The 24,206-nt window shown below is 42.2% G+C and carries 14 protein-coding genes and 1 pseudogene; 12 read left to right on the top strand and 3 right to left on the bottom strand.

Translation table 11 applies throughout. The features are described from left to right. Window positions 1-482: 482 nt before the first annotated feature. Together ACJJI0_RS01825 and ACJJI0_RS01820 are read right to left on the bottom strand one after the other, a co-directional pair. On the bottom strand, window positions 483-1,679 hold the full coding sequence (locus ACJJI0_RS01825; RefSeq protein WP_444884412.1) for an MFS transporter: 1,197 nt from the start codon (window positions 1,677-1,679) through the stop codon (window positions 483-485). After that, window positions 1,676-5,032, bottom strand: a complete 3,357-nt coding sequence (locus tag ACJJI0_RS01820; RefSeq protein ID WP_444884411.1) for a Gfo/Idh/MocA family oxidoreductase — start codon at window positions 5,030-5,032, stop codon at window positions 1,676-1,678. The genes ACJJI0_RS01825 and ACJJI0_RS01820 overlap by 4 nt, the downstream gene beginning before the upstream one ends. A 298-nt stretch (window positions 5,033-5,330) precedes the next feature. Here ACJJI0_RS01820 and ahpC point away from each other — a divergent pair, with 298 nt between their 5' ends. The 11 genes and pseudogenes from ahpC to ACJJI0_RS01765 all read left to right on the top strand — a co-directional run bounded on the left by ahpC (window position 5,331) and on the right by ACJJI0_RS01765 (window position 19,843). Continuing rightward, window positions 5,331-5,897, top strand: coding sequence for an alkyl hydroperoxide reductase subunit C (ahpC, locus tag ACJJI0_RS01815; RefSeq protein WP_444884410.1), 567 nt, complete (start codon window positions 5,331-5,333; stop codon window positions 5,895-5,897). A gap of 77 nt (window positions 5,898-5,974) precedes the next feature. Beyond that, window positions 5,975-7,525: an alkyl hydroperoxide reductase subunit F gene (gene ahpF, locus ACJJI0_RS01810; protein ID WP_444884409.1), complete on the top strand. Its 1,551-nt coding sequence runs from the start codon at window positions 5,975-5,977 to the stop codon at window positions 7,523-7,525. A gap of 463 nt (window positions 7,526-7,988) precedes the next feature. Beyond that, window positions 7,989-8,207, top strand: a pseudogene (locus ACJJI0_RS01805) (acetyl-CoA hydrolase/transferase C-terminal domain-containing protein); the annotation flags it as partial. A 653-nt stretch (window positions 8,208-8,860) separates the two neighbouring features. Beyond that, complete coding sequence (locus ACJJI0_RS01800; protein WP_444884408.1) at window positions 8,861-10,381, top strand: lytic polysaccharide monooxygenase; 1,521 nt, start codon at window positions 8,861-8,863, stop codon at window positions 10,379-10,381. Between the two features lie 1,237 nt (window positions 10,382-11,618). Further along, window positions 11,619-12,932, top strand: coding sequence for an acetyl-CoA hydrolase/transferase family protein (locus tag ACJJI0_RS01795; protein ID WP_444884407.1), 1,314 nt, complete (start codon window positions 11,619-11,621; stop codon window positions 12,930-12,932). Between the two features lie 8 nt (window positions 12,933-12,940). Next, window positions 12,941-13,789, top strand: coding sequence for an HpcH/HpaI aldolase/citrate lyase family protein (locus tag ACJJI0_RS01790; protein ID WP_444884406.1), 849 nt, complete (start codon window positions 12,941-12,943; stop codon window positions 13,787-13,789). Between the two features lie 22 nt (window positions 13,790-13,811). Continuing rightward, window positions 13,812-14,342 (top strand): MaoC/PaaZ C-terminal domain-containing protein, encoded by a 531-nt coding sequence (locus ACJJI0_RS01785; RefSeq protein WP_444884405.1) that lies wholly within the window; start codon window positions 13,812-13,814, stop codon window positions 14,340-14,342. A gap of 319 nt (window positions 14,343-14,661) precedes the next feature. Continuing rightward, window positions 14,662-16,092 (top strand): alpha/beta hydrolase family protein, encoded by a 1,431-nt coding sequence (locus tag ACJJI0_RS01780; RefSeq protein WP_444884404.1) that lies wholly within the window; start codon window positions 14,662-14,664, stop codon window positions 16,090-16,092. A gap of 452 nt (window positions 16,093-16,544) precedes the next feature. After that, window positions 16,545-17,972 carry an alpha/beta hydrolase family protein gene (locus tag ACJJI0_RS01775; RefSeq protein ID WP_444884403.1) on the top strand — a complete coding sequence of 476 codons (1,428 nt, stop codon included), beginning with the start codon at window positions 16,545-16,547 and terminating at the stop codon, window positions 17,970-17,972. A 65-nt stretch (window positions 17,973-18,037) separates the two neighbouring features. Then, on the top strand, window positions 18,038-19,123 hold the full coding sequence (locus tag ACJJI0_RS01770; protein WP_444884402.1) for a sensor histidine kinase: 1,086 nt from the start codon (window positions 18,038-18,040) through the stop codon (window positions 19,121-19,123). Between the two features lie 3 nt (window positions 19,124-19,126). After that, window positions 19,127-19,843: a LytR/AlgR family response regulator transcription factor gene (locus ACJJI0_RS01765; RefSeq protein ID WP_444884401.1), complete on the top strand. Its 717-nt coding sequence runs from the start codon at window positions 19,127-19,129 to the stop codon at window positions 19,841-19,843. A 353-nt stretch (window positions 19,844-20,196) separates the two neighbouring features. Here ACJJI0_RS01765 and ACJJI0_RS01760 read toward each other — a convergent pair whose 3' ends face one another. Next, entirely contained in the window at window positions 20,197-21,492 is a 1,296-nt protein-coding gene (locus ACJJI0_RS01760; RefSeq protein WP_444884400.1) for a hypothetical protein, read from the bottom strand. A gap of 528 nt (window positions 21,493-22,020) precedes the next feature. Between ACJJI0_RS01760 and tkt the strand changes: the two genes are divergently transcribed. Further along, window positions 22,021-24,021, top strand: a complete 2,001-nt coding sequence (gene tkt, locus ACJJI0_RS01755) for a transketolase (protein ID WP_444884399.1) — start codon at window positions 22,021-22,023, stop codon at window positions 24,019-24,021. Window positions 24,022-24,206 lie beyond the last annotated feature (185 nt).

Below are 24,206 nucleotides of genomic sequence, written 5' to 3'. Positions count from 1 at the left end.
AAGGATTGATTAGGTCCGCAGCGATAGAGTGCGAACTTAGTTCCAGTTATGCGCAGGGCTTAATTCATCGGCGTAAATGACTCCGGACAAGATATTAGATTAGTATTTCCCAAGGCGTGGGCATCTATTAAAGGCGCTTAGCGTAATTAATATGCCAATATATTTCAAGCACTATTTGCAAACCAATCAACTTAGATGATACCTACTATCCTAGCGGTTAGAGTAACCTAACATGCTTCTCCATCGAGACTTGGTACTGAACACTGCGCCACCAATCCGACCATCTAGTAGCTTTCTAAATCTCAACTTGTAGGAAGGGGGTACCTTAACAACCCGCCAGCATTTTCGTTCAAACCACTCTCTTATAGTCAGACTGATTCATCTGTAAGTGAATGGTTAGGATTAAATAACCCTGCACATTAAGAATTTCAGCGGGTTAACTTTCTTTCTGAGCCATAAAGGTAATATGGATTGTCAGGAACTTACCGAGACTTTACCAACCTCTCAATAAAGGCTACCAGTGTGCAGAAAACAATCCCCGCCAGAAGAAATACTGGAACTATATAGATAGCAGTTTGTATACCATAATTCTCATCCAGCCATCCTACTAAGGCATGGGCAAATATCAAAAACACGCCCCCCATTCCAAGAGAAAATGAAACAGTAAACGGTGGATTTCTTGAACTACGTGTTAACCACTCCATCGTATAGGGAAAAAGGTAAGATAGAGTTAGACCACATACAGGCAACCACAAAGGATTAACCCAATAACCAAGAAGAAATACAACTGCTGTTGATACAAAAGAAATTATCAACCAAATAAATGCACTACCCCTTAGAAGGATAAAGGTAAAAAATATCCTTCCAATACACAGCAGGCCAAAAAAAATTGAAAGTAAAACATCTGCCTCAACAGCCCATGGACCACCCCTTGCATCAAGAAATAACACAAGTCGACTAGCAAGGATGTGTTCAGATCCATTATATGCAGAAACAATTAACCCACCCCCAATTGCAATCCACCATTCTTTTGGCTCTTTATCTCGTTTACCGTTTTCTCGATAAGCACTGGGATCAAAGTCCCCACCTCCTGTTTGATGCCTTCTTTTTCTTCTGAATAAGCCGACATAAATATATAGAAGAATGACAGCAGCAAGTACGCCAAATAAATAGAACCCCCCCTCCCAGTCAAAATGATACTTATAGGATAATGCAGGTATTAAGGGAGATAGTATCGATGCAACTCCATAGGTGCTATGCAACCCACAATATCCTTGACGCGCGAGATCTTGAGGAACAAAAAGAGGGATTGCTACATTAATCAGTACCATACAGCCCCCTGCTCCCATTCCAAAAATAAAACTTCCTAAAATAAGAGTGGGAAAGGAATGATAATAACCAGAAACTCCCGATAGTATTGAGCCAACCCCCATAAAAGCGACAAATAACCCCAAACCCGATATCACTCTAACTCTCTTTACCCATAAAGATCCTGACAGAGTCATTAATAAGGCAGAAAAAGTAGACAAAAAGAAAAAGGTAGCCCCCTTAGAAGGGGTTACAGAAAAGTAATCCAAGATTTGAGGATAAATTGGCGCCTTATAAACCTCTATAAAACCTAGAAGAAATAGCGCTCCATAACAGGATAACAATCCAAACCAATAGATCTTTCGCTTCACGCAGCTCTTCTTTTAATATAGTGATCACACTCTACAACCATCTGAATCGCTCGCACGGAGTCTGCTAGAGGAAGCTCCGGGCACTCAATTAAACCTTTCTCCAAACATTGCTGCACAATCCGAGCCTCGTAGTATAGCCCCTCAGAGTTGGGATAATTAAATTTACCCCTAATTCTCGGCAGCGGGAATTCATACATCTTAGAAACATTATTCGATCTTCTATCGCCTGAAATTCTAGTTGTTGAAATCTTTGTTGGACAATGCGCCGGCGTAAAAATTTTTATCCTGCCTTCAGTTCCATAAATCTCCAACTCTTCTGCTCCCTCCACCAGATGACTCCAAGAAACAACTGCAGTAGATCCAGAATTAAAGTGGGCATAAATCAGTCCGGCTCCATCTTCCTTAAATCCATGATCATCAAGTACCCCGGAGAACTCCAGATCTGATGTATCCCGACCCAGCATCATCAACGCTGCATGTATTGGGTATACCCCGGCATCCAAACCTGCCCCAACTTTCCATTTAGGAGATTGAAGCCCTTCGTCCATGAGTAAATCAAAACTCAAATCAGCCCGTAGCTGACAAACATCCCCAATGCCACCGGAAGTTATAATGCTTCTGCAGTGTTGTATAGCTGGAAAGAATCTCATCCACATACCTTCCATGCAAAAAAGCCGCTTTTTATTGGCAAGATCCTTAATCTTTTGGGCATCTTCGACGGTCAGCGCTATAGGTTTTTCAATCAGTACCGGCTTCCCTGCCCTTAAAGCCAATTCAGCATGCTGTCGATGCAACTCGGGAATAGTCGCAATATAGACAATATCGACTTCTGGGTCAGAAACTAATTCCTGGTAATCTCCATATGCTCGACAGACTCCATGCTTACCTGCAAAATCTTTAGCCCGCCCAAAGTCCCTAGAAGCCACAGCATGAATTTCTGCAGATTCCAGATAATTGATCACTATGGCAAAATCATTCGCAATCCTTCCACAACCAATAAACCCCCAACGTAGCTTTTGGGGAGAGACCCTCTCTGGAGTATAAACATTCGCTATTTCTACGTCCTCAATCAGCCCCTCTTCATCTTCTATAGTATCGGGATCTAATACGAGTTCAGGGTGGTAGTAAAGCCTCTCTTGCAGGCTATTCCACGCACCCTCAAGATGTTTACCCTTTATTTTGTTCACCCATATGCACCTTCCGAGAGGTGCAGGTAGAGGCGCGCGTAACGTTCCTGAACGGTGGATTGAAATCTGTTTAATTGCCGTTTTGTATACATCCAGACTCAGCCCCTTCACACTAGCGGAAAGTCCCAGATTCACGTAAATGTCAAACAGCAATTTAACTTCTGCCTTAGATATCAATCCCATCTGTTCAGCAACCAGTGAAGTAAATAGGCAATCAATACCCACAGCTTCACCATGCATCAACCTAAAAGCCTCATCACGTTCCAACCATCGAGATAGCGTATGTCCAAAGTCCATTGGCCTAGATAAGTTCTCCTCTTTTAAATCTCCCGCAATACTGTCAAGCATTGCATCGATACAATTTATTAATAATTTATAGGATGCTTCTCCCGGGAGCCCATCAGGTCCCAGAAATTTATTTTCTAATAATGATGCACCTTGGGCTGACAATGTATCGAGTACGTTTCTATTAAATACCACGCCAACCTTGATCATTTCACCAATCGCGCTTTTCAGCACTCGCTGTGGATTAGTTTTTAAGAAGGTTGGATCAATTATTGTGTGCAAAGGGCTATGAAAAGCACCTATCCCATTTTTGATGTTGTGGTTTACACTAACCTTAATACCGATAGATGAGTCAATCATGCCCATTAGAGTGGTTGGGATACGTATCCAGGGCGTATTACGTCGCCATACCGCACTGACAAACCCTATTGTATCCGTTACCGCTCCCCCCCCGATAGCTACAATTGGCTCCCTATAACGAAGAGGGTTGACCTTCCATATTTCATCAATCATTTTTAAAAGACTGTCAATATTTTTTGACTGCTCACCGCCCTTCATAACAATTGGAATAAATTTAACCCCAACAGACTTTTCCCACGCAATGATAGATTTTTCATACAAACCCCAAACCTTGTCATCAACACAACAAATAATCCTGTTCTTTGGGGGCCTTAAGAGCTCAATAAGAAACCGATTGCCGAGGTCAAACAGCCCGTGGTGATACCAGATTCTCTGATTTGTAGGGGCCTGACAAATAGTGTCTGAAACTTGGACAATAGAGTGATGGTTTTCGTCTGCTCGCACTTGAGCCTTGATACTAGGCTCAATCAATGTGGCTAACTCAAGTACACTGCATGCATGATTTAACCGCGGTAGCCGCTGGTATTTTTCATTATCATCATCCAAGATAGATTCAATGAAAAGCCTCTTCAAATCACGATAATCTTGTTCAAATAAATAGCAATACCATATAGCCCCCCTTTCCTTTCTTGTAAGTTCAAGCGCGCGATCAAGCCTATCCGGCATAGCTTGTCGAATGAAAATCGGCCTGCCCCTGAGCCCTTTCCGCATCACTATACAGTTTTCTACACCTTCACAACGGGTAGCCAGAAAGGAGAAACTGATTCCCAAATTGGTTTTTAAGGTAAAAGATAGCTTTTTGAAATCCTCAATATCACCAAATTGCTTCTGTGCTGTCTCATCCTGATTCACCACGACATCCACAATATTGTGGGGGGCTAGATTCCACTTTGCGACACAAAGTTCAAGCTCATGGCAGCATTGGTTAAGTAACATACCTTCGGCATTTTGCCTGAAGATGCTTTCCAAATTAGCCTCTGGGTGTGGATTGTGATGTATAAATCCCACACTTCTAGACTTTAACTGCCATTGTTCATTAATTCTCTCAGCTTCGCTTACGTAGCTAGCGATATGCTTCTGATAGCCTATAACAACGTTCACGTGCTCCTCACCAGCACGTCTCTCCATGTCACGCAATTTTTCCAGTGAATCGGCGCCAGGTTTTTCCAGGTAGATATTTCTATACCCCTTGCCTACTACAAAATCAAAAATCCCTTTCGTTGATTGAGTTCTAACTGAAATCAACACCAAACTTTTATGGGAAAGATTTGCCTTAGGTAATTGTTCTAAAGAGGAATAGAGTTTGAAGTCACCAAATTGATCTTTGAGCCTTGCCATCTCCTCATGAAATGCCATCCCTTTTTTGGAAGACGAAACATCAGCAGACAGCCAGTGCTGCTCAACAATGGCATCTACTACGACATTAGGCATACTCATCAACTGAGAAAGATGCAGCCATCCGATTGACTCCCCTGGCAAGCCAACACCAATCACGATGACATGCACCACATTTTGGTTCATAGGGGCAATCTCATATCAAATCGAAGCCATCCAGGCTCACATGAATCCGAGTTACTTCTTTAACTCATTGCTAACGTCCTCCCATTTAGACTCCAAGTCTTTTCTGTTCTTGAGCCTGTAACGACAAGGCTACATCAACCAACTGGCGCCTTCCCCTCCCCTAAAAACCAATGATCGATTGGGAAAATTTATTAGAAGCATTTATATTGATAATTTTTATTAAGATCCATGAATCGATAGTATCAATGCTGTTCCAAAGACAAAGACTGAATAGAAAGTGATGAATAAGGAGTTATCCATGTCACGTTACATCGAATCCCAACTAAAGCCCTTTAACGCTAAGGCCTACCAGAATGGCGACTTCTTCGATATAAGCGACGCCGACGTAAAGGGCAAGTGGGCGGTGTTCTTCTTCTATCCCGCAGACTTCACCTTTGTGTGCCCCACCGAGCTGGGTGATCTGGCGGACAACTACGAAGAGTTCAAAAAGTTGGGTGTGGAGATCTACTCCGTATCTACCGATACCCACTTCACCCACAAGGCCTGGCACGACTCTTCCGACACCATCGGTAAAATTCAATACCCCATGATTGGCGACCCTACCGGCACCATCACTCGTAATTTCGGAGTGATGATCGAAGAAGAGGGCATTGCCGATCGCGGCACCTTTGTCATCGATCCGGAAGGTCGTATCCAGATTGTGGAGATCACAGCCGGCGGAATAGGCCGCGATGCCAGTGAGCTGTTACGCAAGATCAAAGCGGCCCAGTACATCGCCGCTCACCCTGGAGAAGTCTGCCCTGCTAAGTGGAAGGAAGGTGAAGAAACCTTAGCGCCCTCCCTCGATCTGGTAGGCAAGATATAAACCCAATGCCTCTGACCCGGCCCATCTAGATGGTGGGCCACAACCAAGCCTGAATTAGTTAGAGAAAGGACACACCGATGTTGGACGCAAACCTGAAAAAACAACTGGACACTTACCTGCAGAATATCGTCAAACCGATCGAGATTCGTGTGTCTACAGATAACAGCGAAAAATCGAAAGAGCTGGAAACCCTGGTAGATCAAATCTCCGGGCTCTCCAAAAAAATTACTGCACAGCAGGGCCAGGCCAAGCGCACACCAAGCATGGCTATCGCCCCTGCTGGAGAGGAACCCCGTGTAAGCTTTGCCGGTATTCCCCTGGGCCACGAATTCACCTCATTGGTTCTGGCACTCCTGCAAGCGGGTGGCCACCCATCCAAGGCAGACCCGCAGCTGCTGGAGCAAGTACGTAATCTGGAAGGTAAATTTCACTTTGAAACCTATATTTCTCTCTCCTGCCAAAATTGCCCGGATGTCGTACAGGCACTGAACCTGATGGCCACCCTCAACCCGAACATTACTCACGAGATGATCGATGGAGGGTTGTTTCAGCAGGAAGTAGAACAACACAATGTAATGGCGGTACCTGCGGTCTACTTAAACGGCGAACACTTTGGCCAAGGCAGAATGTCCCTTGAGGAGATTATTGGCAAACTGGATACAGGTACCGCAAAACGCAAAGCTGAAAAACTGAATGGAAAGGCTCCTTACGACCTACTAGTCATTGGTGGTGGACCTGCCGGCGCAGCAGCTGCCATCTACGCTGCGCGTAAAGGTATTCGCACCGGGTTAGTAGCTGAACGTTTCGGCGGCCAGGTGATGGATACTGTAGGTATCGAGAACTTTATCTCCGTACCTTATACAGAAGGCCCGAAGCTAGCAGCCAGCCTGGAACAGCACGTTAAAGAATACGGTGTAGATATTATTACTGACCAGCGTGCGGCAAATTTACAGCGCAATGAACTGGTAGATATAGAACTAAAGAGCGGTGCCACCCTATCCAGTCGCTCTGTGGTGCTAGCCACTGGTGCAAGATGGAGAGAGCTTGGTGTACCTGGCGAAGCGGAATACCGTACCAAGGGCGTTGCCTACTGCCCCCATTGTGATGGGCCCTTCTTTAAAGGTAAGCACGTAGCGGTTATTGGCGGCGGTAACTCTGGTATTGAAGCGGCTATTGATCTTGCTGGAATTGTCGAACATGTCACCGTACTGGAGTTCGCTGACTCACTGCGTGCCGATGAAGTACTGGTGCGCAAGGCACAACAAATGGACAACATCGATATTATCCTCAATGCACAAACTACCGAAGTATTGGGGGATGGTAACAAAGTCAATGGCCTTGCCTACACCGATCGCAAATCGGGAGAGAGCAAAAAGCTCGACCTTGCAGGAGTCTTTGTGCAAATCGGACTAGTGCCAAATACAGAATTCCTCAAAGAGAGTGATGTCGTAATGAATCGTATGGGTGAAATTCAAATCGATGAGCGCGGCGCAACTTCCATTCCAGGCGTCTACGCTGCCGGCGATGCCACTACTGCCCCCTACAAGCAAATTGTGATCTCAATGGGCGCAGGGGCCACAGCGGCACTGGGAGCGTTTGACTACTTAATTCGGTCTTCTGTGGAATAAAGACTGGAATATCAAACGGCCGGTCATTGACCGGCCACTCACTCAATCTTCATCTTCTATTTCTCCACGCCACGCCGCTATAAGGGCTTTCCTGCCAACTTCAATAACAATCTCTTTTGCTTACCTTTTCGTAAAACAAATAGCCTACTGCCTATTGAATGGTTCACAAGCTCATAGTGACATCAGCAACTTCCTCATGGATACGTATAAATCGGTGTACATACAAGCAATTTGAGGCATTCCAACAAACAGACTGCTTTACTATTCCAGAATGAAAAATTGACAACTTGATCTCGGTTGGCCCTTTTATTGGGATCGATTTCAATGGGCTGGTTTACGTCAAATTTATTGATCATCAATTCCAGGTGTTGGCGGTCAGCTGGATTTTATTCGGGGTGTCCATTATTTCAAAAACCGTAAAACTATATTAGCAAGTGGCTCTACCATTTAAAAAGGAAGCGTTTCAAAAATTAAGCCTCGATCAAATACAATCTCAACAAACTCGAGACGTGATGTTGACTACATTGTTACAGAATATGGCTACTGTCAATTAATGGGAGAATCCACGACTGAACACACACACGCACTGACCAACATTGCTCACCTAAGCTTTAGAGAGGGCCTGTTCAAGTGGGCAGAGAACACAACTTTAATTAAACCACCAAATAAGTGCCCTAAATAAAATTCCCACAGTGCCTTTAACCCCAAGCAATTTACCTGAATCCCCTCAAGCAAACTGAAAGCCTGTTATGCCAAAATCGTCACAGTGTGGCCCTGTGGTCATTGAGCCACGATGTTTGCAATAAAAAGAAATGACCATACAGACTCTCCAGCTTTGTTACCCATCCCGGCCGCTAAAACCAGACGTTCACGAAGCCACATATAAATCCGCTAAAGAGAAAAAAACCAGAAGCTTTACCCTTAACATCGTATCTTGACTTTATTTAGCTAAGATATCGGGATCAAAAAGGATATATCTAGACCAAAAAAGCAAAGCTGGTCATAGGCAATTTGGCCAGAAAGAGAAACCAAGAAGTTAGATTTTACCCTGTCAACGGGAACCCACATCCAAACCGAATGTCTGTTTGAGTGATGCAACTGAATAAACACAAATATTAATTCGAAATTTTTTCACATTTTTTACGCAATAAAAAACTCAACCTTCGTCACAGTTCACACTGGATTTTAAATTTAGAGTGTCACCTAGATTTTTTCGACACCATCTAAAGGAACACTCTACAAACAGATTTTTATTACAAGAATTCAACCATCGTGAAGCACTCTTATTCACGAAGTTAGCGGACTCACAAAAATAGAGATACCAGGAGTAAATCCATGCTACTAAGAACAAAATGTGCCATTGCCACATTACTACTGATGCCTTTCAGCTTGCAGGTTCAAGCTCACGGCTGGTCTGAATACCCAAAGGCGAGGCAAAAAATATGCTATGACCAAGGGAATGTCTGGTCTGGAACTCCCTCAAATCCTGGATGTGCATTAGCAAAAACGATCTCTGGATCTTATCCATTTCAGCAACACAATGAATTTTCCATCAACATTCCTGACTACAATAATTTTACGGCCGTAAAAGCAGCCATTCCAGATGGAACACTCTGCTATGCCAATGACCCACAAAAAAAGGGCATGGGTGCAGCTACAGACACTTGGAGCCGAGTTGAAGTTAACGCTGGAACCTTTGAATACGTTTTCAATGCAACCGCACCGCACAACCCCTCTTTTTGGCAGTTTTATCTAACCAAACCCAACGCTGACCTTTCAAAGCCTCTCGCCTGGGATGACTTGGAGCTTATTCAAGAAGTGGGCGATGTGCCAGTTGTGAATAGCCAATACCGAATGAATGTTACGATCCCTCAAGACAGGGTAGGCAATGCAATTTTATTTGTACGCTGGCAACGAGTAGATGCAGCGGGTGAAGGTTTCTACAACTGTAGTGATATCACCATTGTAAACGGTGATGTTCAACCCCCTACCGAACCTGATCCGGGTACAACAGAGCCATACCTTATTCAAGGCAACACCTTTATCCCGCAGGGTATTAATATCGATTCAGTAGCTGTAGGGGATACTGTCAATTATACGGTCATAAATAAAAATGGTGAGGAACATTCATCGTTTTCATTAGCAATTACTGAGGACAATAAAAATGATTGGGATAGACTGCTAGCATCTCAAGTTACTGGCTGGTATCAATCCAATCACAATGGAAATGTCTTTATCGGTCGCTGGCATGAGGAAATGAACCATTACATGTATTTCCAAGGCGACTTGCATGGCAACTATTTTAACTCTAAAGATGCACGCGCTTCAGGCCAGTTCAGCATCACAAGTAATGGCAGTGAATTGATTGCGTCTATTACGCCCAAGGTGTTAAAGCCTCTCGACATAGCCAAGGTCGAGCACGGTGAATTACTGGTGCTCTCTACAGGAGAAAGCACAGGAAACATCACTGATACCCAGTGGTCACAAGTGAGTGGCAGCCCAGTGGAAACAGCAGCCGGGCCGAGTGGTGCATTGGTTATTGACACTTCAAGTTTAACCAATGCCCGACACGAGTTGAGTTTCAAGTTAACCGTAAGTAGTAGTTCTGCCAATGATGACGAGGTCTACTCCTTTGTCGTTGAACCCTCGACACCCACAGATCCCACAGATCCCACAGATCCCACAGATCCCACAGATCCCACAGATCCCACAGATCCCACTATTCAAACCTGGGACAGTAACCAAATCTACACTGCTGGGGACACGGTAAGCCATAACGGTAAAACATGGACTGCCGGATGGTGGACCAGGGGTGAAGAGCCAGGCACAACCGGGCAATGGGGTGTTTGGCGCTAAGTAACCAATCAATAATTTATCTCACAGGCTTCGGGGGTTTATGGCAATAAGCCCCCGTTTTTTATATACCAAGAATTTAAAAACTCGATTAAACCTACGAAGGCACTGACAAAATTTTTTATACAGCCCACCTGAAAGCCCTCTCAAATCTGGTTTATGATATTTCACGGTCGCCTTACATCGCTACAGTTTATAAGCTGAATTTCTAACCATCGACAAAACCATAATCACCAAAAAAAACCAACAATTTTCTAGATTATATTCCACCGCTCACACAAACCTGATCAAACTTCTATTCCACATCACGCAAATACATAGTTGTTGAACCCATTCACGATCCCACGCAGAACACAATCAAAGCAAAGCATCACAATTAATTTCCCGTAAATTTAATTGACATTGCCAATATTTATTTTATGTAGAGAGTCAACTCTCTAGTGAGGAATCAAATAATATTAGAAAATGTTTCATAACTTGAAATCAGTTATTCTTACGATCGGATAGAATGAAAAGAACAGTAGGTAAGAATAGATTTAAGCCAGAATTAACAGACGATCAGTGGAAATTGATCGAGCCAAGCCTTCCCCCAACTAGAACGTGGCAAAGTTGGTCCCAACCTTATTGATAACTCTGTTTGTTTTTAAGATCTCTTGTGGATTTTGCACTCTAGGGCAAGATAGAAAGACAAAGAAACGACACCTATTAGCACAACAAAGCTTCAGATTGGGAATCCGATACGATACAGCTTGACCCGTTGTAAAAATGGCCTGATTTCCCCTCACAGCAGGAATAGAAAGATACCTTCGAAACAAAATGGCAGAAGGTTTAGAAGGTATGTGCAACGTCTTAAGGTTGAGCGGACTTTTACATGGCCAGGAAACTACCCCCGCTTGGTCGTTAGGTAGAATCGCTATGTATCTACTTAAAGAGCATTCTTCTTTACTGCCTGCAAATCAATTAATCTAATGAAGCTTTGAAACAGTTGCTAGAAAAATAGTCGCGAAACAACCCCAATATATCACTTGATCGATCTTAGCCCTCTAAATGTCACCTATAATGCCCTGGAACAATGGCATAGATGCGTAGCAAGGCAAGGTAAACCTGCAGAATATTCATCTTCCCAAATAGATCAAAAAATATTTCAAACCATACATCTCAAAGTCAAGGCTCACGGAAGACAATAAATCTACCAAGACACGGCAAGAACCCACCTAAGGCACCGGAAATTTAGCCCACTATGAATCACGAAGATCAATACCACAGAAAGCTAACCACAGCCGATAATGCCGTAGCCTCTATACCCAGCGAGAGTATCATCTCCATGGGTATGCGCGTCGCAACCCCGCCAGCTTTACTTAAAGCTTTAGAAAACCGAGTTCGGACAGGCGACATAAAAAAACTCATGGTTTATTACATGCGTTGTGGCGGTGTCGCGATGAAAACAATCTTTCAGGAGGACTTGCTAGACCGCGTCAGACCCTTCTCATCTATGCTTACCAAAGACGAGGTCAAGCTTGCAAAGAAAGGCTTCGCCAAAGGAAAGAAGTATATCAATTATGTTCCCATTTCTTTTAGTCGATACCCGGAAATTATAAAAAGGCAAGTGAATCTAGATGCTTTCCTCGTAACTGTATCCCCAATGGATAAATATGGATATTTCAATTTTGGTACTAGTGGAGATTATGCGATTGAGTTATCCAGACATGCAGACCAACTCATCGTTGAAGTCAACAAAAACATGCCGAGAACTTCTGGGGGCACATTACTTCACATTAGTGAAGTAGAAGCAATTATAGAAAACGACACTCCATTAATTGAAGAACCGCAAAGAGAAACCTCTGAACTGGATAAGAAAATTAGCGATTATATTGCACCGCTAATACCCGATGGCGCTACAATTCAAATGGGGATTGGAGGTGTTCCCAATGCCGTGTGCGAGCAGCTGAGAAACAAGAAGGATCTAGGGATACATACAGAGGTCATCACCTCCGGAATGATAGACCTAATCAAATCTGGTGCGGTTAATAATTCACGCAAAAAACTAAACACCCACCTCAATGTGTTCACCTTTGCTATAGGGGATAGGACACTCTATGACTTTATTGATAACAACCCTTCAATGGCCTGCCTTCCAGTCTCCTACGTGAATGAACCACAAACTATTGCTCAAATTGACAACATGATCTCAGTCAACTCCTTTATTGAGATCGATTTTAATGGGCAGGTAAATGCAGAATTTATCGATCATCAATTCTCTGGGGTGGGTGGACAATTGGATTTTATCAGAGGCGTATATTACTCAAGAAATGGTAAAACCATATTGGCGAGTAGTTCTACGGCACAGGGAGGGAAAATTTCCCGGGTTGTACCGCGCCTAAATACAATCACAACAGACTCTAGACTGGATGTTGACTATGTCGTAACTGAGTACGGTTGCTGCCAGCTTATGGGTAAGTCGACCACAGAACGTACACATGCCCTAATTAACATTGCACACCCAGACTTTAGAGACAACCTGATAAAGCAGGCTAAAGAACACAACTTTATCTAACCAACCTTATGATCAACCTACACATTCATCCTGCACTGCTTTTTACGCCAGGTAATAAGCCCAATCTTTTTCAGAAAGCAGCAGAGGTAGAAGCCAGCGCAATTATTATCGATCTCGAAGACAGTGTACCCTGTAGTGATAAGCAATTAGCCAGAGACAATGCTATTCACTACTGCTCCAAGAGCCAAAGCGACAATACAGCCAATATTATTCGAATCAACCACCTAACGAGCAATGAAGGACTAAAAGACATACTTGCCATTACTACAACCAAGTTACAAATCGACGCTGTACTTTACCCAAAGACAGAGTCTCCTAATGATATCCAACAACTTGATAAACTCCTCGCTCAAACTTATACGGACATAGCCATTATTGCTTTAATCGAAACTGCCAATGGAACAATGAATATCCACAATATCACTAAGGACAGCCCCAAAAAACTGCAGGCCTTAATGTTTGGTGCCGCAGACTATGCCAACGATCTCAACTGTGACAACTCAATAAACGTTCTAAGCTCTGCACGTAGTAAAATCGTGGAAGCTTCAGCGGCAAACAATCTGGCCAGCTTTGACTCCCCCTATTTTGATTTCAATAATGAAGATGGGCTAAAAAAAGAACTAAATATCGTTAAGGGGATGGGATTCAATGGCAAGGCCGCCATTCACCCCAAACAAATTTCCGCTATCAAGTCCTCTTTCAAGCCTACTCAAGAACAATACGAAAAAGCAGAGAAAATAGTAGAAATCTATAACAATTCAAAAGGTAAAGCCTGTCAATACCAAGGGGAGATGATTGATGTACCGATTTACTCCAAAGCAAAGCAAGTTATCTCTATATTCAATAAACTTAGCTAAAACTTAAAGGGAAGTGGTGGTCATGCAATTCCAGCCATATAAAAAAATTAACGATAATCGCTACCGGGAAGACTTTGGATTTTACTTCGAAGACTTCATAGAAGGTATGATCATTGAACATCGTCCAGGTAGGACATTAACTCGAACAGACAATACCTGGATGACACTATTAACAATGAATACGGCACAGTTACACTTTGACGCCAACTATGCACAAAAAACCGAGTGGCAGTTACCGTTAGTGGATAGTACTTTAACCCTGGCGATTATAACTGGAATGACAGTAAACACTATCAGCAAGAAGGTAGTAGCCAATTTAGAGTGGGATAAGGTACAGCTACTGAAACCTGTTTTTGAGGGGGACACCATCTACGCAGAGAGTGAGATCCTATCTAAACGAGAATCACAGTCCCGCCCCACTCAAGGAATAGTGACGGTTGAGACTCGTGGCTTCAAGCAAGATGGCGAACTATTTATGCGCTTTATGAGAACAGTATTAGTGTATAAGAAAGGACACTCACCAAACTATAACATTGACGAAGCCTCAGAATAACTCCGAGATTCCCCTGACTTTTAGAGCGATTGACAGTAAGAGTGGCCCTTTTGAGCATACTTATGCTGTATGCTCAACTGTTAAAACTGACCATCTACACAGAACCATCTTTCGCCTAACGAACAAAAACAAGCTGAAAGGACATTACCCAAAGTAACTGGCACGATAGAACCTGTTTAATTTGCGCAGGACCTAGCCATTCATCATCTTTCTTTACCGCTCATCCATTATATAAAACCTCCCCTACTAAATTAACTGCACAAAGTTATTCAACATCTAGAATGCCAGCCATTCAACTAACCCTATGGAATAATTACTGATGCAAACGATCAAATCGAAATTTAGAGTTACCAAGTGGCGATTAAAGTCATTAATCCTAGCCGCTTTATTGACTTCCAATGCTATGGCCACTGACATTGAAGGCGACTGGAGATCGATGCTTAAAACAAATGATGAGAAGATCATACCAATAGTGATTCAACTAGAGGAGAATAGCGGTGAATGGACTGGCGTATTAAATAGCCCATCTTTAGAGGAAATGAAATTAGACATTACGGGGCTGAAGGTTGCAGACAATAGAATTGCTTTTGAAGTAGAAGCCCTAGATATCAAATACGAGGGAAGTTACTTTAATCAGGTAGACCTAATTGCTGGCGCAAACATTAAGAAAGGCGCATCATCTCTTACATTCTTTAGCAGAATAAATGACTATATTGATGGTTCTAGCAACCATTCACAAACACAAAAAAAATCTATTCCATATATTATTGAAGATGTCAATTTTAAAAATAAAGAGACAAGCAATCTAATTTCGGGGACTTTAACCAAGCCAGATTGCAAAATCAAAGCAACGGCTGTTCTTATCAGTGGTAGTGGTCCCCAAGATAGAGATGAATCTCTTTATGGACATAAACCTTTTGCCGTAATAGCCGATCACTTAACCCGGCAAGGATATGCAGTATTACGCTACGATGACCGAGGGGTTGGTGGATCTAGTGGTAGCCATCAAACAGCAACTACTAAAGACTTCGCAAGTGACACCAGTGCAGCTGTTGACTATTTAAACAGCCGTAACGACCTACCCCAGGGTAAAACTGGTTTAATTGGCCACAGTGAAGGCGGTATGATAGCTCCTATGGTTGCCAGTAGGCGTGATGATATTGCATTTGCCATTTTACTTGCTGGGCCTGCAGTTAAAATACCAAATTTGCTTGTTGATCAGTGGTACCGTGGTCGTAAATTTAATGGATTATCCGAGGAAATATTAAACAAACTCAAAGAGTTAGATAAGGAAATCCTAGAGAAAATTGGTAATCTTGAATTAAATGAACCGCTTAATGATGCCATTGAGGATCTTATTTATTCCAGCATCAGGCTTGAGGGGGTGCCCGAAGAGGACATAAATACCCAATTTGAAGAGGTGAAAAAAGAATACTCTCGTTTGATATTTCGTGATTACTTAAAGTTCAATCCAGAATTCTATTTAGAACAAACAAAAGCTCCGCTATTGGCTCTTAATGGTTCTTTAGACTTTCAAGTTGATTCAAAAATGAATTTAAGCAATATACAATCAGTGTTAAATAGAATCGGACATAAAGATTTTACGGTCATTGAACTTGACAGAATGAATCATCTTTTTCAAATAGCTAACAAAGGTTCAAGTACTGAGTATGCTGAAATAAAAGAAAGCTTTTCGCCAAAAGCATTACATGTAATTTCTGAATGGTTAAACGAACGATTCAAAATCTAGATTTGACTAGAATTTATGGCTCCAATTTGGGAGCCATTTTATTACATTCAAACGAAATGCTATTTAAAAAAAATCAAATCGAGTGGGTATACTTAAATTAACCTAAAGATTAAAATCTATTGGCAAAACCTTATAGATATTGATAATAAACGCTCCATACTGGAGCTGATAATTAGTAAACCCTCAAAGATCTATCGGCCGACTAATTCCCTTATAGAGGGATCGATCACAGCAAAACTAGAATACTTTGCACCCTAGTCTCAAGTCTTTGGTCAACCATTTTATGAGCAAGATATCTGTTTGAATTTCCTATTCAGAGTAACCCTAGACCGTTCACCGCCCCTCCCTACCATTCATCCCCTCAGGAAGCCGCTCCTACTAAATTCATAACACCAGGCTAATCGACAGGTAGAATATCAACCATTCAACAAGTAGGTACAGGAAGAGTACAAATGCAGCCTATCAAAACACTCTTTGCAGAAGCCAAGTGGCACTTGAAAACAGTAATCCTCACAACTGGCTTAATATCAACCAATGTAATGGCTTCAGGTTTAGAGGGGGATTGGAGGTCCGTAGCCCAGATTAATGGTGAAAAGAATATACCTGTAGTCATTCACCTGGAAGAAGATAACGGTATGTGGAAAGGCTCCTTAGATAGCCCTTCCCTTGGGGCTAAGGGAGTAGAAATATCTATGCTGGAAATCCGGGACAGCAGTATCACTTTCGAAGTAGAAGACTTACAGATTAACTACAAAGGCACTTACAGTGCAGCAGTTGATCTTGTATTTGGGTCTATCAGCCAGGAAGTGGCATCCCCTCTGAACTTTAGCCGGGCATCTGAAGATGCAAAGAACAGGACTAGCAAGCGACCCCAAACACCAAAGGGCCCATTTCCGTATGCTATAGAGGAAGTAAGCTTTAAGAATGCTGCGACAGGCAATATCATTTCGGGAACACTGACCAAACCAAAGTCTAATATCAAAGCAACTGCTGTTCTTATCAGTGGTTCTGGGCCTCAAGACCGGGATGAAACCCTGTTTGGCCATAAACCATTTGCGGTAATCGCCGATCATTTGACACGGCAAGGATATGCAGTATTTCGCTATGACGACCGCGGTATTGGCGGCTCAAGTGGTGATTTTCAAGCAGCAACCAGCAAGGATTTCGCCAGTGACGCTAACGCAGCTGTAGATTATTTAAACAGCCGTAAAGATCTCCCAAAGGGTAAAGTTGGATTAATTGGACACAGCGAAGGCGGTATGATAGCTCCCATGGTTGCCAGTAGTCGAGATGATATTGGATTTACCATCTTACTCGCTGGACCAGGGGTTAAAATACCTGAACTACTGGTCGATCAGTGGCACCGAAATCGTAAGTTCAATAACTTACCTGAACAAAATATGCAAAGACTTAGCCAGTTGGATAAGGAGATTTTTGAGAATATTGCTCAACTCGGAATGAATGAAAGTCTTAATGATGAGATTCATGAGCTGCTTTATGAAAGCGTGAAGCTCGAAGGCGCTCAGGAAGAGGAGTTGGATGCTCAGGTTGAACAACTAAAGAAGCAGTATACTACTCCTTGGTTCCGTTATTTTGTTAAGTTCAATCCTGAACCTTATTTGAAACAAACAAAGTCACCACTTCTGGCTCTTAATGGCTCACTTGACTACCAGGTTGATGCAAAAATGAACCTAAGTAATATACAATCAATATTGAGCAGCGCTGGACATAAAGACTTTAAAACTATCGAGCTGAACAAAATGAACCACCTTTTTCAAATAGCCAATAAGGGCTCATTTTCAGAGTATGCCGAGCTAGAGGAGAGTTTTTCACCTATTGCTCTCGAAGTAATGTCCTCGTGGCTGAATGAACGCTTCTGATACTTGATAAGAATGTCAAGACATGGCTCCTGATTTAGGAGCCAACTTACTTAGATATATGTGCAATGAGTATTTTCAAATCCCCAACTCCATCCGCAAAATTTTTAGCCTACCATTTTGGTGGCTGGTTGATATTTTCTTTAGTTAATGTTTTCTCTTTAGGACTTCTATCTCAGAATCACACCGATAAAATCGTGATTAATATTATTATTGTAGGGTTTATTACAGGGATCTCTACCCTTCTTACTCGAGAAATCATATATCGATTTAGCCTCTTTGATAAAAACGGGTATCAACAATGGATTGGCTTCCTATTAGCTGCCATTCCTCTTGGCGGTATAGGCGCCTATATTGCAACTGGCTTTGGATATTTATATTACATCTTTGTAGGATATGAAATTCCATCTTCCTTTTGGGAGGTTGTTGTTAGCAATTGGTTCTATCTTACCATTCTTATATTTATTTGGAGTTTCATTTATCTTACTCTGGTAAATCAAGAGCAATTACGCAAAGCCGAACATGATGCAACACAACTTAAATTACAACTGAACGAAGTAAAAATGAGCGCTCTAATGGGGCAGTTAAACCCTCACTTTCTATTCAATGGGCTCAATAATATTCGAGGATTAATCCTTGAAGATACAGCTAAATCCAGAGATATGTTGACGAACTTGTCTGACCTTCTACGTTATACGTTAATGGCCCATAAGCATAAAACTGTATCATTAAGAGATGAATTGGAAATCGTTTGTCAGTATATCGAACTTTTGAAAATACAATATGAAGATCGATTGTCTTTCACATTGGAAGTTAACGAAGACTTAATGGGAGAGCGAATACCTCCACTCCTAATCCAGCTGCTTGCCGAGAATGCCGTTCGCCATGGAATAGAAAAATGTAAACAAGGCGGTGAACTAGTGGTTAAAATCACCAAAGAAGACAATCATATGGTAATCACTGTGATAAATCCAGGTACTCTCATCAGAGAGTCAACCAAAGAGAGTGGTAATACCGGCCTGGGGTTAATCAATATACAAAAAAGGTTAACCATACAATATGGAGACAAGACATATTTTGGAATTGAACAGCAGGGCTCCCAGGTAGTTGCTCGGTGCCATATTCCCTCCTCTCACTTACAATTAGTGGTATAAGAAGTGAAAGCCATTATCGTTGAAGATTCTCGTCTCGCACGCAATGAATTAAGAGAGTTACTCAAACCTTATAAGAATATAAACTTAATAGCAGAAGCAAAAAACTGTGAAGAAGCTATTCTCCTTATATCAGAGGAAAAGCCTGATTTAGTATTCTTGGATATCAATCTTCCTGATGGCAATGGCTTTGACATACTTGAAAAACTGGATTTCACACCTCAGGTTATTTTTACAACAGCTTATGACGAATACGCCATACAAGCTTTTGAAGTAAATGCACTGGATTATCTACTTAAACCCATAAACCCTGAAAAACTAAAGAAAGCTCTCGATAAGACGTCAAATGAAACACCCACCGAGCACACAAATAGCTCAACAAGCTATTTAGATTCCAGCAATAAAATATTTATCAAGGATGGGGAGCGTTGCTGGTTAATCGAAATTGGAAAAATTCGATACTTTGAAAACTGCGGCAACCATGCTCAAGTATTTTTCGATGACAGCAAGCCTTTTATCTATAAATCTCTAACCAAAATAGAACAACGATTAAACCCAGAAGTATTCTTCCGTGTAAATCGACAACAAATTATCAATCTAAACTATATTAAGAATATAGAATCTTGGGTTAATAGTGGATTAATAATAACCATGACCGATGGGAAAGAAATAGAGGTTGCCAGACGGCCAGCCACTCGGCTACGTGAAATGTTAAGCCTCTAAGATTCAGGCCTAAAAAATAGCAGTGGAGTAAAGTATCAGTTAGATTAGTTCAGACTTGGTAGGATCATTTCCCATTTAAATAAAGTGTACGGTCAAGCCAAGTCTTAACTACGATAGATTCACTCATATTAAAATTATATGCTCGAACTCTGCGACTTAGCTACATCTCAGATTTTCTGATATATACCCTATCAACGAATCATACTATTAACCATTTAATCAATCAGACCTGTAGGGCTAAATCATCAAATTATTGTGTTCAATAAATTGCATTGCAATTTGACTGATACTTATACTTCGGAAAATATTTCAGTTAATCAACTGACCAACAGTTTGCTAGACGCTATATTAAACTAACATTTAACATTAGAGATCAATCTGTTAATGATACCCATATATTCATCAATATACGCAGAGATACTATCTTCGCTAATCAAAGGCTCACAATAACCGAAGACAAAAGCCGAGTTGCGATAAGTCGTATAATTTATAATCATTAAGGGGTTAATTGCAGTTTTTAAACTAATCATCCCTTTTCGAATTTCAAAATATCGCATTTCATTTGCAAGAAGGCGCATATTCCCTACATTTGAAACAAGAATACCTGCAGGAAAGCATTCTTTCGGCGCAGTGATCTCAGCAGCCATGCGGGTGACCTCCTCTATGCTATAGTCAGATCTTAAGCTTTTTGTCATTGGTTTTTGTTTGAGGAGCACCAAATTAATCTCATTGTTCAAAAGCTTGGCCACCTCGAAAATATCGGAGCTTGTTGCGTTTGGTGGTAATTTTAGGCTGGCAGTTTCTGAAAATGAACCAACATGATCACTCGGGATAATAGGGTTGCACAATAGTCGAGCATCCATCGTGAAAATAACTTCTGTCAAATCTCTACATGCTGGTATAACCCGGGCAGCAACTGATGCAACAGCACAATAAAGCGCCGTTAGCTTTATCTGATTTTTTTTAGCCAAATAAGCCAATCCCTCGATTTTTTTAGGTGATACTAAATAGGATTTAGCACAGGCTCTTCTATCAGCGACGGACGCTTGCTTCTCAACCGCCCAACGGCTTCCCCCCTCTATTTGATGCTCAAATTCCTTCTCACCACAATATCCAGAAGCCTCTAGTTGACTAGCGATACTATTTAGCAAAGGGAGTGATCTAATGGCATGCCTTGGCTTTTCATGAGGACATAGGAACTTGTCAAGATCAGAGAATAGCGTCATGAGGGATCTGCCATCAAGTATGGCATGTATATTTATAAAACAAATCCACTCAACAAAGCCTTGCTTATTTGTATATACCCTTAATCTATATACATGCTCCTCAGTTTTAATGAAGATCTCAGCAAGGTCCCTAAACTCTTTCTCCAAATCAAGCTGATCAACAATTAGAGTTACTTCTATTGGCACATCAACAAAATCAACATCACAAACCCACCTTAATCGCTCCCCCCTTTTTACACGCGCCCTCAAAAATGGATGACGCTTATGCAAGTAAGCCAACCCCTCACGCAAGGACTCCATTTGCAAGGGCTCACAGACTTTTATAAAAGAAACAAATTGCAGGCCACCACGAGATAACCTATTCATTTCAATAAATAATGCTTCTTGGGGCCCAAGCTCTCTCGATAATGGTTCTGGACTCATTGAAAATACCTTGTATTCATAACATTGCCTCTAACCTTTATGATGGAGACATGTAAATCAACAACTATTGATCTTTAGTTAGCCTTATTTATTCCAAGAGCATCAACAGATCACTGAATAAAACATAGTATGCAATTAGACTTTTCTTACTCATTGACATATACACTAACTTTCCCCCAAGAAATTTAGTAATGATCCCGGTGGTAGAGATATTTCAAGATATGTAATCCACAACAGATCTCTAAAATACAATCTTTATTTCTTTTTATCATGATTATTACAATTCTTTAGATTGTAAATTTCTTGAAAAACAGGCTATTTTTGTAAAGACGCAAATAACTCCTTATCATCACTAATGCCGCCAAATGCAGGTCAACATCTTTTGCAAAGGCCAACAAATTTCTCATTATTTATGTCAAGGATAATTAAACTGAAAATTATTATATTACTAGTTTGTCACTTATTAAGTTGGGAATCTCCTTTTGTAAAGGTGATGCTTCAGCTTTCAAAGCACCAGAGTACATTTACATGGTCTCCTCTCCTTATAGAAGAAGCATGGCCAATGCGATTCGTGCTTTATCCATGGATGCAGTCCAAAAAGCCAATAGCGGGCACCCTGGTACACCTATGGGTATGGCAGACGTTGCGGAGGTCTTATGGAACGATTACCTAAAGCACAACCCAGCTAACCCGAATTGGCCTAACCGTGACCGCTTTGTCCTCTCTAATGGACACGGTTCCATATTGTTGTATGCCCTGTTGCACCTTTGCGGCTACGACTTATCAATCGAAGAACTGATGAATTTCTGCCAATTGCACTCCAAGACCCCGGGCCACCCGGAATATGGTTGCACACCTGGTGTTGAGGCCACCACAGGCCCCCTAGGCCAGGGGGTTGCTAATGCCGTAGGTATGGCCCTGGCGGAGCAAGCACTGGCCGCTCAATTTAACCGCCCTGGCTATAAGTTGATCAATCATCACACCTATGTATTTATGGGGGATGGATGCCTGATGGAAGGCATATCCCATGAAGTATGCTCTCTGGCTGGTACTTTAGGCTTGGGCAAGTTGATCGCATTCTATGACGACAACGGTATTTCTGACGATGGGCAGATTGAAGGTTGGTTTACTGACGATACACCCAAGCGTTTCGAGTCCTACCATTGGCACGTCATCCCTAATGTTGACGGCCATGACGCAATTGCGATTAAAGCAGCAATTGAAAAAGCCCATGCATGTTCTGATAAGCCCACCATTATTTGCTGTAAAACCGTGATCGGCTTCGGCTCCCCGAATAAGCAAGGCCGAAAGGAATGCCATGGTCAACCACTCGGGGAGGAGGAAATAGCTCTCGTTCGCAAAACGATTGGTTGGGACTACCCTCCTTTTAAGATCCCTGAAGATATCTATGCATATTGGGATCAAAGGTCTAAAGGTAAAGCATTAGAGAAGGAGTGGAAGAGTCTCTTCGCTAAATACCGTGAGGAGTATCCTGAGATGGCATTCGAGTTTGTGCGTCGTGAGAGTGGAAAACTTCCACCAGATTTCCTGGTAAAAGCCGATAGCTACATTAAGCAATGTCAAAAAGATGCACTAAGAATCCCCTCTCGTAAAGCGAGCCAGAATACACTGAATGTTTACGGACCTCTGTTGCCCGAACTCCTAGGTGGTTCAGCCGATTTAGCCGGCCCTTGTTTTAGCCTATGGTCCGGTTCTAAAAGATTGAACAAGAAAGATGCTTCAGGCAACTATATACACTACGGAGTTCGTGAATTTGGTATGAGCGCCATAATGAACGGCATTGCCCTGCACGGAGGTTTTATACCTTATGGTGCTACCTTTTTGGTTTTTATGGAGTATGCTCGAAATGCCGTGCGTATGGCGGCATTAATGAAGCAACAAGTTATATTCGTCTATACCCATGACTCCATCGGAATAGGTGAAAACGGTCCAACTCATCAGCCGGTGGAGCAACTCAGCGCCTTGCGTTCTACACCGAATCTACACACTTGGCGCCCCTGTGACACTACGGAATCAGCGGTAAGCTGGAAGATGGCTATTACACGCAAAGAGGGGCCCACTGCACTAGTATTCAGTCGTCAGGATTTAGCTCCGCAGGAACGAAATACCACGCAGATAGCACAAATTGAAAAAGGTGGTTATGTACTGTCCGACTGCGAAGGCGCTCCTGAGGCAATCATTATTGCGACCGGCTCTGAAGTCGAGCAGGCCATAGCTGCTAAAAGAAAGCTCACCAGCAAGAGAATTCGGGTTGTGTCCATGCCTTGCATAGAAACCTTTTTGGAACAGGAAGAACCGTACCGTGAATCAGTTCTCCCCAGTACTCTCCGCGTCCGGGTGGTGGAAGAGGCTAGTCATAAAGACTATTGGCACAAGTTCGTAGGCTTTGACGGTGAAATCATCGGAATGGATAACTTTGGCAAATCTGCACCCAGCCAGGAAGTCATGCAGTACTTCGAGTTTACAGCTGAGAAAATTATTGAAAGTATCGAGAGGCTACTGAAGTAATTTAGTATGGAAGTACACCCTTTCTAAAGAAAATACGGTGCCGAGCATTAAAAGGGAAAATATTTCATCGAGTCATTGGCCATCAATAGCTCTGTATTTCAAAGTTATTTTTCATAATTGAAAAAATTAAATCATTTTGTTTTAGTCGCATCAATATCTATTCAGATTATTCCATCCCCCTTTTG

The organism is Microbulbifer mixtoriginis (SeqCode) (assembly GCF_052466695.1).
This window is presented reverse-complemented; position numbering and strand designations above follow the sequence as displayed.

What these genes read in the sequence shown, in the direction of transcription:
- ACJJI0_RS01820 (WP_444884411.1), bottom strand. Translation starts at nt 5,032, where the DNA reads ATGAACCAAAATGTGGTGCATGTCATCGTGATTGGTGTTGGCTTGCCA.
- ahpC (WP_444884410.1), top strand. Translation starts at nt 5,331, where the DNA reads ATGTCACGTTACATCGAATCCCAACTAAAGCCCTTTAACGCTAAGGCC.
- ahpF (WP_444884409.1), top strand. Translation starts at nt 5,975, where the DNA reads ATGTTGGACGCAAACCTGAAAAAACAACTGGACACTTACCTGCAGAAT.
- ACJJI0_RS01800 (WP_444884408.1), top strand. Translation starts at nt 8,861, where the DNA reads ATGCTACTAAGAACAAAATGTGCCATTGCCACATTACTACTGATGCCT.
- ACJJI0_RS01795 (WP_444884407.1), top strand. Translation starts at nt 11,619, where the DNA reads ATGAATCACGAAGATCAATACCACAGAAAGCTAACCACAGCCGATAAT.
- ACJJI0_RS01790 (WP_444884406.1), top strand. Translation starts at nt 12,941, where the DNA reads ATGATCAACCTACACATTCATCCTGCACTGCTTTTTACGCCAGGTAAT.
- ACJJI0_RS01785 (WP_444884405.1), top strand. Translation starts at nt 13,812, where the DNA reads ATGCAATTCCAGCCATATAAAAAAATTAACGATAATCGCTACCGGGAA.
- ACJJI0_RS01780 (WP_444884404.1), top strand. Translation starts at nt 14,662, where the DNA reads ATGCAAACGATCAAATCGAAATTTAGAGTTACCAAGTGGCGATTAAAG.
- ACJJI0_RS01775 (WP_444884403.1), top strand. Translation starts at nt 16,545, where the DNA reads ATGCAGCCTATCAAAACACTCTTTGCAGAAGCCAAGTGGCACTTGAAA.
- ACJJI0_RS01770 (WP_444884402.1), top strand. Translation starts at nt 18,038, where the DNA reads ATGAGTATTTTCAAATCCCCAACTCCATCCGCAAAATTTTTAGCCTAC.
- ACJJI0_RS01760 (WP_444884400.1), bottom strand. Translation starts at nt 21,492, where the DNA reads ATGAGTCCAGAACCATTATCGAGAGAGCTTGGGCCCCAAGAAGCATTA.
- tkt (WP_444884399.1), top strand. Translation starts at nt 22,021, where the DNA reads ATGGTCTCCTCTCCTTATAGAAGAAGCATGGCCAATGCGATTCGTGCT.